The 11,702-nt window shown below is 44.0% G+C and carries 7 protein-coding genes and 2 pseudogenes; 3 read left to right on the top strand and 6 right to left on the bottom strand.

Going from position 1 to position 11,702, the window contains the following annotated elements; translation table 11 throughout:
* Positions 1-106: pseudogene (locus ACT3RN_RS11660) on the top strand (IS701 family transposase); the annotation flags it as partial.
* A 25-nt stretch (positions 107-131) separates the two neighbouring features.
* Positions 132-1,619: pseudogene (locus ACT3RN_RS11655) on the top strand (TonB-dependent receptor); the annotation flags it as partial.
* 381 nt (positions 1,620-2,000) lie between these two features.
* Here the strand turns inward: ACT3RN_RS11655 and ACT3RN_RS11650 are convergent.
* From ACT3RN_RS11650 to ACT3RN_RS11630, 5 genes are all read right to left on the bottom strand, one after another.
* On the bottom strand, positions 2,001-2,267 hold the full coding sequence (locus ACT3RN_RS11650) for a hypothetical protein (protein WP_192519473.1): 267 nt from the start codon (positions 2,265-2,267) through the stop codon (positions 2,001-2,003).
* A gap of 168 nt (positions 2,268-2,435) precedes the next feature.
* Complete coding sequence (locus ACT3RN_RS11645) at positions 2,436-2,702, bottom strand: hypothetical protein (protein WP_192519474.1); 267 nt, start codon at positions 2,700-2,702, stop codon at positions 2,436-2,438.
* 755 nt (positions 2,703-3,457) lie between these two features.
* Positions 3,458-4,072, bottom strand: coding sequence for a YceI family protein (locus ACT3RN_RS11640; protein ID WP_192519475.1), 615 nt, complete (start codon positions 4,070-4,072; stop codon positions 3,458-3,460).
* A gap of 29 nt (positions 4,073-4,101) precedes the next feature.
* On the bottom strand, positions 4,102-7,200 hold the full coding sequence (locus ACT3RN_RS11635) for an efflux RND transporter permease subunit (protein ID WP_192519476.1): 3,099 nt from the start codon (positions 7,198-7,200) through the stop codon (positions 4,102-4,104).
* Positions 7,197-8,516, bottom strand: coding sequence for an efflux RND transporter periplasmic adaptor subunit (locus ACT3RN_RS11630; RefSeq protein ID WP_192519477.1), 1,320 nt, complete (start codon positions 8,514-8,516; stop codon positions 7,197-7,199). Before ACT3RN_RS11630 ends, ACT3RN_RS11635 begins: the two co-directional genes overlap by 4 nt.
* A 385-nt stretch (positions 8,517-8,901) precedes the next feature.
* Between ACT3RN_RS11630 and ACT3RN_RS11625 the strand changes: the two genes are divergently transcribed.
* A complete protein-coding gene (locus tag ACT3RN_RS11625; protein ID WP_263972658.1) occupies positions 8,902-9,030 on the top strand; it encodes a hypothetical protein in 129 nt (42 codons plus the stop codon).
* Between the two features lie 95 nt (positions 9,031-9,125).
* Here ACT3RN_RS11625 and recG read toward each other — a convergent pair whose 3' ends face one another.
* Positions 9,126-11,498, bottom strand: coding sequence for an ATP-dependent DNA helicase RecG (gene recG / locus ACT3RN_RS11620; RefSeq protein ID WP_192519478.1), 2,373 nt, complete (start codon positions 11,496-11,498; stop codon positions 9,126-9,128).
* Positions 11,499-11,702: the final 204 nt, after the last annotated feature.

The following is an 11,702-nucleotide window of genomic DNA, read 5'->3' as shown; positions in this document are numbered from 1 at the left end:
TCGTATTGCTAGGCAGACAAAGAAAACGGTATATCAGTTAAAACATGGCTTGCTGGATGACTATCTCTGCGAGCAGTTACGCTCGCCTAGACTGATTGTTGCGTAAGTCCTAAGATACTCAGCGACTTGACTTAGCTGTCACTTACTATAATGATGAGCAAGACACTGACTACGGTCCAGATTACGGTGACGGTTTAGCAGTATTATTTGGTGCGACACCTTCGTTGAACGCTATCGATGGTGCCGATATTGAAGATCAACCGTACACCACAAAAACATCCGCCAACTTAAGCTATAACGATGATGACTTCTTAGGCTCGAACTTAAATGTGACCGGTTATTATAGAGACGAAAAAGGCCGTTTTTACCCTTCTGCTAAAACAGTAACAACACAAGATGATTATGCTTCTTACAGCGGTGGTAATCCATATTTCGTTACTCAGTCAGAAGCAGAAATTGAGGTCATGGGATTGCGTGCAGCAATGCAAACAGACACTGAACTTGCTGGCAAAAACGTACTACTGAGTTATGGTGCTGATTTTGAACGCGAAAATAGTGAGCAAACTTACTATGGACAAGATTTTGCGAGTTTTTTTGCTAGCAACGGTTTAACTGCTAAGACAAATGGACTTACCTACAATGCTGGGCCAGATACTACTATTGATAAATTGGGTGCTTTTATCAACGCCGATGTAGATTTGACAGATAAGTGGCATACCAGTGCTGGCGTACGTTATCAGCAACTAAAATCAGAGACTGATACCTTTACACCGATATATGAGCAATTACTAGAAGAATATTACGCTAATGACTCTGCCACTGACTATGAAGCTGGAATAGTAGAAGCAGGCGATACCGATCACGATAAAGTCCTATTCAATCTTGGAACTAGCTATCAATTAACACCGAACGATCAGATTTTTGCTAATTTTTCACAAGGGTTTACGACAGCAGATATCCAGCGTGCGCTGCGTGATGTACGAGCAGGTTTTGTGGTCAATTCAGACAATGTTCAGCCGATTACAACAAATAACTACGAGTTTGGCTGGCAAGGCAAACACGGCGATACAGCAGCACGCTTGAGCGGTTTTTATAATGAATCAGACAAGGTTGTACGCTTCACCGATAGCTATACTGTAGAAGTGGTCGATACCGATGAGCGTGTCTATGGCGTAGAAGGCTCTTTGACTCACGATCTCAACGATAAATGGCAAGTGGGCGGGACTGTCGCTTACACCCGTGGTCAATATGACAAAGATGGCGACTGGTTAGAGTTAGATGCTGTGCGCCTAACCCCATTAAAAGGTACTGCGTTTGCTCAATACAGCTTTGATGGAGGCAGCAACGTACGTCTACAAGCATTAGCAATAGGTGGCAGCGACACAGCCTATAAAGACCAACAAAAAGATCCAGACTCTAGCGCATTACCTGTTACAGGTTATATGACGCTTGACGTATTAGGTCAAGTCAAAATGCCAGTAGGCCGAATGGATTACGGCGTTTATAACGTGCTTAACAAAGACTATCTAACGGTCTATCACCAAACCACTTATGGTGATACGAATCGTCTACCTGCTTCTGGCACTACCTATGGTTTGAGCTATACGATTGATTACTAATAACTGTCTAAAAACAAGCAGTTAAAACAGAACGGCCCTAGATAAAAAGTCTAGGGCCGTTCTGTTTTGGTCATAGACTCTTGGTTATAACGCTATTTATAGTAGTGATAAATATTGCGAAAGATTCAAAAAATTTAAGAAAGGTTACATTGCTTGCATTGGTAATTAGCGCATGTCATTATTTAGATCTTGGGACTTGAAGTGAATAAAACGTTACCCCATAATAGTATTTGTTGTAACAGCAAAAAAGGCAGCCTGATGGCTACCTTTTTATAAATACTGTTATACGACTTGTTTTGCTAGAGTAAGTTTGTGGCTGGTTCTGTGTTAAGCCACATGATGTTTAGTGACATATTTACTTAGCAAGTAACGTACTATAAATTACGAATATGGTTGAGCTGGTTCTTTTTCCATGACTGTTTCGCTGCTATCAGTCTCAGCTTCTGTGGTATCGACACTTGCTCCATCAGTTGGATACACCGCTTCACTTTCGCCTTGGCTTTCAAGGACGCTATCAGGGCTGTCAACTTCAGCTTGCATGGTAGTATCAGGCGTTTGCATCTCTGCTGATTCCCCTGCTACTGCTAAGCTTGGAATAGTTAGTGCGGCGCCAACAAGTAATGATAGAGATAAAGTAAGGTTTTTCATTGGTTAATTCCTTGGTTCTTAAATTTGGTCTACTGTCTAAAATATGCTGAGACTAATTTATAAATACTGATGTACGACTTGTTTTGCTAGTATAAGTTTGTGGCTGATTCTGTGTTTGGCCACATGATGTTTAGTGACATATTTACTTAGCAAATAGCGTACTATGAATTACGAATATGGTTGAGCTGGCTCTTCTTCCATGACTGTTTCGCTGCTATCGGTCTCAGCTTCTGTGGTATCAACACTTGCTTCATCAGTTGGATACGCCGCTTCACTTTCGCCTTGGCTTTCAAGAGCACTGTCAGGGCTATCAACTTCAGCTTGCATGGTAGTATCAGGCGTTTGCATCTCTGCTGATTCCCCTGCTACTGCTAAGCTTGGGATAGTTAGTGCAGCGCCAACAAGTAATGGTAGAGATAGAGTAAGGTTTTTCATTGGTTAATTCCTTGGTTTTTAGATTTGGTATGTCATTTAAAAATATGCTTAAACTTCAACAATATTTTTTATGGCTCAAACCTATCAACAAATATTATTATAAATAAAAGTCCGATAACCCCTTAAGTGATTATCATGTTCAGTTTGAGCATAGAGTGTGATGATCTAATTTTTGTTAGTCATCATCTCCGAACACAAGACTATCAATTAATAACTTTGGATTTCAGTAGCACAAAAATTACCAATCTAACGTTTTTATTTTTTCATGTGACATTGTGCAATTGCTATGGCAGCTTTGTTATATAAGCATATAAATGAATATTTCTACTGCTTTACAGCCTCAAACCTAAGTATATAAACAAATAATGATTAGATTTCTATCAAACCATACCTAGAAAAATCTTATTTATCACCGTTCAAAACCTTCTATCACTCCACTCTTTTATTGCCAAAATATACCGTCACCTCCTTTATATTCGGATATCTATTCTAATATGTGGTCATTTTTTTGATTAATTAATAGTGGAAGTATGTTGATAACATTCTGATAACATAATTTCGTCAATATATTTTTGTGGTCGTATCAGTTTTTTGAATGTCATTACAATAATAAAGAGACTGAGCAAAACACTCTTTTCCATCTAAGAACGCGATAACTCTCGATAAAAAAACCCTAATGCAATCTATGCATTAGGGCTTGTTTGACGATATGCTGAAAACCTTTGACTCACATTGGCAGACTGGCATAGGACATACTATTGCTTTACCGCCTCTATCTGAATAGTCAATGCTACCTGTTCTGTCATACCTAGCAATGTATATTTACTGATGCCCCACTTTGTCCGATCGATAGTCGTTGTAAATTCACCACCACAGACTGTTTTTTTAAGTATAGGACTCAAATAGCAGTTAAACTTAGCAGCCGTTAGCGTAATAGGATTAACCTTGCCATGTAACGTCAGCATGCCATCAACTTTGACAACATCTGAACGGTTTTTATCATTCGAAAAATGCCATTTAGTGGACTTGAAATGAGCTATTGGAAATGTTTCAACATCAAAAAAGTCTGCACTTTTAAGTGTGTTATCAAAAGCTTGATTACCTGTATTCAAGGTATTTAAGGGGATTAATAGATCAATACTACCTGTCTTGGCTACTGGATTATATTCAAGCTGACCACTCAGATTATAAAAACCACCAGAGTTCGTTGACGTATTGAAATGATCAATAGCGAAACGCACGTTGGTATGAGGAGGGTCGAGATAATAGGTGGTCGCATAACTACTGGCTGTGCCTAACATGCTAAGTCCTAAGCTGACCAAAAACTTAGAATAAGAGAATAGTTTTTTTGAGCGTGATATTTTATTCATAGTGACATTCCTTTGTATATAGACAAGACTTAATTTATAGTGGACTGATCTTTACCACTTGGTACCAGCCATTTAGCAAACCAATTCGATAAGTCATCCATCAAAGTATATACGACCGGAATAACCACGAGACTGAGAAGCGTTGAAGTCACCAGACCGCCCAATACCGCTGCTGCCATAGGCCGACGGAAAGTTGGATCCGCATCACCCCAGCCGAATACCAGTGGTAACATGCCAGCACCCATCGCAATCGTCGTCATGATAATAGGTCGTGCTCGCTTACGGCAGGAGTCTACAATCGCCTCAAACCTTGGTAACCCAAGATTCTGAGCAATAATGGCATAATCCACCAAAAGAATAGAGTTTTTGGTGGCAATACCCATCAGCATAATAAAACCAATCATCGAAGGCATGGACAAACTACTACCCGTAATCACCAGACCCACAAACGCCCCACCAATAGATAATGGCAATGCCATCAAAATCGTAAACGGCTGAAGCAAACGACCAAACAGTAAGATCAAAACACCTAAAATACAGATAATGCCGACCGACATCGCGATAATGAAGCCGCTAAACAGCTCCGCCATGTTTTCGGCTTGACCCTGATCAATGACAGTAATTGATGCAGGCAAATTCTGCATGGCTTGGGTGTTTTTGACCGCTTGTACCAACTCACCTAATTCAGTCGTTCCAGGTTGAACGATGATACCGATAGAGCGCTCACGATCTAGGCGTTTTATTTGCGCAGGTCCGGTACCGAAATCCAAGCGCGCCACGTCTCCTACACGCACGCCTTGTCCGATTGCGTTTGTACTAGGGACGTACAACCCTTCTAATTGATTGATGTTTTGTTTGGCAATATCTGGCAAACGCACGACGATAGGAATCTGTCTTGTATCTAGATTAAGCTTGGACAAATTTTGCTCGTAATCACCCACGGTGGCAATGCGTAATGTGGTCGCGATATCTTGTGTGGTGACGCCTTTGTCCGCCATAGCCAAACGATCAGGCGTGACTGTCAGCTCTTGGCGCGGCAAACTGCGATCACTAGTGACAGCACCCACACCCGGTAAGGCTCGAATTTCTGACATAATCTGCTGCGCGGTTTGCTCAAGCACTTCTGGGTTGGTACTGGTCAAAGAAAAATTATAACCCGTCTCACCACCACTCGATAATCCAACGGTAAAGCGAGCACTGGGCACTTCTGATAATATGCCGCTGATTTTTTGCTCAATCTCTTGCTTAGTACCACGCTCAGCACGTGGCGCTAGCACAATATCTAGACTGGCGATGTTTTCTGCCATACCACTACTCGAACTAGAGTTAGGGCCTATATCCTGTTGCGCATCACCTACAGCGGTAAAGATATCCGTCACTTCTGGCAACGCTAAAATACGAGCACTGGCCAACGCCGCCACACGTTCGGTGTCTTCTAGCGCAACGTCTGGCGTCATCTCAATGGCCACTCGCGTCTGGTCAATATCGTTGTCAGGAATAAAGGCCGTCGGTAATAGCTTCACCAATCCCAACGAAGCAACAAACAATACCAACGTAGCGCCTATCGTGATCCAGCGATGATGGAGGGTCCACGCAACCAGTTTGAGATACCATCCCATCGACTTACTTTGTTTTTCGACTTGCTGTTTTTCTGGTCGTAATATGTACGCTGCCATCATCGGCGTAATCAAACGAGCGACGAGCAATGACGCAAAAATAGCGAGGGCGGCTGTCCAACCAAACTGCCGAAAAAACTGACCGACAACGCCGCCCATAAATGCAGTTGGTAAAAACACAGCGATTAGGGTAAAAGTAGTCGCGACGACAGCCAGCCCAATTTCATCAGCGGCCTCCATTGCCGCTTCATAAGGCGTCTTCCCCATCCTTAGATGACGAATGATATTCTCAACCTCGACGATAGCATCATCGACCAACACACCAATGACCAAAGATAAAGCCAATAAGGAGATGATATTTAAGCTAAAGTCAAACAGATACATGGCCAAAAAAGTAGGAACCACTGACAATGGCAGTGCGACAGCAGCCACAATCGTCGCGCGTATATTACGTAAAAACAAAAACACAACGATAACCGCTAAAACCCCACCCTCAATCAGCATTTTAATGGACGCATCATAATCTTGAGCCACTGGTGTCGCCCGATCATAAACTTTATCGACTTGGATATTACCCATCGATGCAGTGAGCGCCGCCAGCTCTTTATCAACTTGCTCCATGACCTCAACTTCACTCGCCCCTCGCGACCGAGTAATATTAAATGCGACGACAGTCTCACCATCGAGCGATGCGATAGAGCTAGGGTCAGCAGCGCCATCTGTCACTTGAGCCATACGTCCCAATGTTTGTGTACCGCCCGTCGGCACAGCTATTTGTATATCATTCAATCCGTTAGCGCGATCAACCGCACCCAAGACTCGAATCGTCTGAGTCGTATTGCCTACTTCTGCTTCACCGCCCGAGCTGTCCTGCTGAATACCAGCCAATTGCTGAGACAACTGGGTGATAGAGAACTGTAGACCGCTTAGCGTAATCGGATCTGCAGCCACCGTAATCTCTCGCTCCAACCCGCCAATACGACTGACCGTACTCACTCCTGGAATATCCGATAAGCGCTTGGTGATCGTATCGTCAACGAACCACGACAAATCTTCAACGCTCATATTATCGGCAGCAACTGAATACGTCACGACAGGAAACCCTGCTGTCGACACTTTGGTGATAATGGGATCGTTGGCGGCGGCTGGTAAATCTCCTTGCACTTCACCAACGGCAGAGCGCACATCATCAACAGCTTCTTGAATGTCTTTTTCTAGTACAAACTCAGAGGCAATGGTTGCCACCCCAGTCTGCAACGTGGTGCGAATATGCTTCACACCTTCGATACTGGTGATTCTGTTCTCGATTTTTTTGGCGATGTCGTTTTCTAATTGCGAAGGGGCAGCGCCCGGTAGCGTGACGGTCACGACAACAGCGGGCAGATCAATATCTGGGAACTGCTGCACTTTCATTTGCATGAGACCATAGACACCACCCAATGTGAGCAGTATAAATAGCAAGATAGCAACCAGTGGGTTTTTGATCGAATAGGCCGAGACATTTAAACTCATGAGCGTGCCTGCTCAGCTGAACCAGTAGCTGATTTTTTGCTAGCAGCATCATTCACAATATTGACCAAATCTCCGTCATTCAGGAAACTACCGCCCTGCTTCACCATTTGACCATCACTCGGTAATGGCTCTGTGACCGCAACACGATCACCCAGACGTTCACCCAATGTCACCCGTTGCTGCTGAACTCGCCCCGTACTTTTGCCATCTTTAGTATTCACATCCGTTATGAGCATGACATAGTCGTAGCCATCGTTGCTGACGATAGCGCTATTTGGCACCGTTTGCGTACTAGCACTACCTAATAAAAACTCGCCCGTCTGATACATGCCAGCCCTGACTTGTGCACTGGTCTCTAAGCTGGCATAAATAGTTATTTGACGGTTGTCATCAGCAGTAGGGGCAATACGGCTGACCTCTCCCATAACAGAGTTACCACCCGGTAAGCTCACGCGTACTGGCGTGCCGACACTGACTTCGCCTATTAGCTTAGGATCGATATCTGCACGCCATTCTAAAATGCCGCCTTTAATAATCGTAAACAGTGGCTCACCACCAGCCACCATACCGACCTCGACCGTTTTCTCACTAATAACACCACTCACTGGTGCAACGACTCTAGCATTCTCTACACTCAGGCGCTGACTACTCAGCCGAGCTTTTGATGATTGTAAAACGGCTTTAGCACGCAGCTCCGCAGTACGATAGCGATCGGCCTCTTGTTTACTGATGGCATCGATATCTAGCAATGGCAATATACGTGCGGCATCAGCACTAGCATTGGCCAATGTCGCTTCTGCTTCTGCCACATCTGCTTGTGCTTGTAAAACTTGCTGCTCCATCGCATCCGTATCGAATACTGCCAATACTTGACCCGCTTTGACGCGATCTCCTTCCTCGACCAATATACGCTCGATAGCCACGCCCGTTACTTTTGCGCTGACGTTCGCCATGTCTTTGGCGTTGATGGTGCCATCAGCACGCAATGTATTACCAACATTATCTTGGCTGGGAGTGATAGTTTCTACTGAAAGTACTGCCTGCTCTTCATTAGCCGCGTCACTCTCAGTACTAGCTTGCTCAGCTGTTGTCGCTGCTGACTCATCTGCGGCAACATTACTAGTATTCCAATATCTACCCAGCAAAACGCCTATCAATAAAACAACCGCTACCACAGGCCACAACCATAATGGTATTTTGGAGGTAGGTTTGTTAGTAGCCTCTGTTTGACGATAAGGTGGCAACGGATTATTCGCTAACGGCTGCTCATCATTGGCTAAACTCGGCTTGTCATTGTGGTCTGAAAGGTCATTCATAGTCGGTCTCTATTCGTCAGTCTCTATAAATAAACAAGCTCCAACGTCGTAAAAAATATAAAGTAAACAAGGTGATGTGCAACGATCTTATCAAGAATGTTTTTTTAATATTGTAGACTATCTAATCATTGCGTCAATTCAGTTAAGTATCTAAAAGGTCAATTGTTGATAATAACTAGGGGCAGTTTAGTAGTAAGCTTTTTTACCTCAGCACGATGTCACACTGAGCTGACGAAAATATAATAACAGTGCTTAATAGTAATGAAGTACGAAAACTAATAATAGAATACAAAAACCAACGATACAGAGTGCGTACAGTTCAGCCTTGTATTTTCGGCGTAATTTGTCATTATTGATGACTAAACCATTAAGAAAGGAAATAATCATGGCTAATAAGTCAGAAGTAAAAAGCATCAAAAAAGATATTAAAGACACCAAAAAGGCAATTAAGCAAAAGAAGAAAGACCTCAAAACGCTTAAAAAATCGCTAAAGAAGGCAAAAAAAGCCAAATAGTTTTATCAAAAAAAAGAGGACAGCATTGGCTGTCCTCTTTTTTTATTTACCATCGATATCTTGCTTAAATGCTCTATAAAGATACCAAATACATTTTACGCATTGGTATAGCGACTGGCCTCTGGCATCCAACGATGAATAAGCTGGCTGACATCTGCTTTGCGAGCAGGGTCTGATATTAAATGCTTGGCCAAACGCTGCGCAATCGCAAATAGCTGCTCATCACGAATGAGATCGGCCAGATAATAACCGATATTACCTGTTTGCCGTTTACCCAACAACTCACCTGGCCCACGCAGCTCTAAGTCTTTTTGCGCAATGACGAAACCATCCGTACTATCACGCAATACATTCAAGCGCTCAGTACCAGTCTCAGACAGCGGCTTTTGATAAAGCAATACGCAGTAGCTTTTGGTAGAGCCTCGCCCTACTCGCCCGCGTAATTGGTGCAGCTGTGACAGTCCCAATCGTTCTGCATTCTCGATGACCATTAACGACGCATTAGGCACATCGACACCGACTTCGATAACAGTAGTAGCAATGAGCAAGTCTAGCTGCCCTGCTTTAAACTGCTGCATGATGACTTGCTTATCCGCAGATTTCATTTTGCCATGTACTAGTCCAATACGGATATCCAAGCGCTCGTTTAAGTCTTCATAAGTCGCTTCGGCCGCTTGTGCATCCAGCACACTAGACTCTTCGACCAATGAACATACCCAGTACGCTTGTCTACCCGCCTCACAATTAATAGCGATTCGCTCAATCACGTCATCACGGCGATTACGATCAATCGTCACAGTCGTAATGGGCGTACGCCCTGGTGGTAACTCATCAATGATAGAAGTATCCATATCACCATAGACACTCATGGCTAACGTGCGCGGAATCGGTGTTGCGGTCATAATAAGCTGATGCGGTGTACTATTAGCAACGCCTTTATTGGTCAACGCCATACGCTGCTCAACACCAAACCGATGCTGCTCATCAATGATAACTAGACCTAACTTGGCAAACTTCACCGTTTCTTGAAACAACGCATGCGTACCGACTACGATTTGTACGGTATTTTCAGCGATTGTCTCCAATGACTCACGGCGTTGCTTCGCGGTTTGCTTACCAGCTAGCCAGCCCACACCGATACCTAATGGCTCGAACCATTGTTTAAAATTAACCAAATGCTGCTCTGCTAAAATCTCAGTCGGTGCCATCACAGCCACTTGCCAGCCACTATCTAGTGCATAGCCTGCCGCGCCTGCCGCAACTAACGTCTTACCTGCACCGACATCACCTTGTACCAGTCGCAACATAGGCACAGATGTTGCCATATCGGCCGTAATATCGCGCATGACTCGTTGCTGAGCGCCTGTCAAATCAAACGGTAGCGCGCCAAATAACGCGTCAGCTAACGGGCTTTGAGTATCGCACTTTGGCGCTTTGTGCTGATGCAATTGCTGACGCCGATATAGTAGGCTGAGCTGATGAGCGGTTAGCTCTTCAATAATCAAACGCTGGCAAGCGGCATGGGTGCGCGCACTCAACTGCGTTAATAATTTATATTGCTGACCAGCATCGGTATAGGTAGGCGGCGTATGCAATAATACTAACGCCTCAAATATCGTCAAATTATAGACGTTATTATTCGCCGTGCTAGCAGCTACTGTATTGATATCATTGGTTGCATGACGGTTAGCAGCATAAGCAGCTGCACTGGCTTTATTAATGCTATTTGCGCTATTGCCACTTGTATTGTCTGGCACACTACGTGCCAATGTTGAAAATATGTCTTCTGGATGACCCGTTTCTGCATTCAATGGTTTGGGAGGCTCAAAAGGCGCTAACGGAAGATCTGCCACAACACTGAAATCGGTCTCGGTAAACAGCGTCATCGGTAGACCTTGGCTGCGTACTGTCTGTAACGCCAGTTTAACCAATGTACGCAGTTTATTCTGATGCAGGCCTTTGACACTTGGATAAATTGGTTGCAGACCCGTATTGGTCATAGCAGCACTGTCTGTCACAATCTGGTATTCAGGATGATGTATCTGCTTGCCGTATCGACTGACTTTGACCTCACCAAACAATTGCAGCTGCGTACCCAAGCTCATCGTTTGTGCAAGACCGCGATACACCTTAAAAAACCGTAATGAAATGGTACCTGTATCATCATCCACCACCACTGTCATACCGCTGCGTTTGGTATCGACGTTTACCACACGCCCAGTGATGAGTACCGATTGCCCATTTTCTGCATCCGCTATAGAGACCAAGCGGCTACGATCCTCATAATCACGTGGCAGATGCAGTAGTAAATCAAATATTCGTTTGATATTTAATTGTGCCAATTGCTCTGCGACTTTTAGCCCGACACCTGCCAGCGCTGTCACGGGCATATCTAATGCCGAGGCTGACCGACCAGACATTGCGTTGCCTGAAGACTGAACTGGAGCGTGGCTTACCGATGTTGGCATCAAATATCCTAGCGAGATTTTTAAATATGTTATGTGTTTAACTGTCGTATTATCATTTAGAAAAAGATCAATAAGTCATTTATATCATACCAACCACTAGGGCGTGTTTGATATTCATAAATAGGGCTGCCGATTGCTAAAATTGCACCAAACTAGGCGCAAGCCGACGATAATGTCGAGACCTTAACTAGGCTTGTAACAACG

It is taken from the genome of Psychrobacter sp. AOP5-GZ1-6, assembly GCF_052376345.1.
Classification (GTDB): domain Bacteria; phylum Pseudomonadota; class Gammaproteobacteria; order Pseudomonadales; family Moraxellaceae; genus Psychrobacter.
This window is presented reverse-complemented; position numbering and strand designations above follow the sequence as displayed.

Coding starts and splice junctions, on each gene's coding strand:
- ACT3RN_RS11645 (WP_192519474.1), bottom strand. CDS start 2,702: ATGAAAAACCTTACTCTATCTCTACCATTACTTGTTGGCGCTGCACTA.
- ACT3RN_RS11630 (WP_192519477.1), bottom strand. CDS start 8,516: ATGAATGACCTTTCAGACCACAATGACAAGCCGAGTTTAGCCAATGAT.
- recG (WP_192519478.1), bottom strand. CDS start 11,498: ATGCCAACATCGGTAAGCCACGCTCCAGTTCAGTCTTCAGGCAACGCA.
- ACT3RN_RS11650 (WP_192519473.1), bottom strand. CDS start 2,267: ATGAAAAACCTTACTTTATCTCTATCATTACTTGTTGGCGCCGCACTA.
- ACT3RN_RS11640 (WP_192519475.1), bottom strand. CDS start 4,072: ATGAATAAAATATCACGCTCAAAAAAACTATTCTCTTATTCTAAGTTT.
- ACT3RN_RS11635 (WP_192519476.1), bottom strand. CDS start 7,200: ATGAGTTTAAATGTCTCGGCCTATTCGATCAAAAACCCACTGGTTGCT.
- ACT3RN_RS11625 (WP_263972658.1), top strand. CDS start 8,902: ATGGCTAATAAGTCAGAAGTAAAAAGCATCAAAAAAGATATTAAAGAC.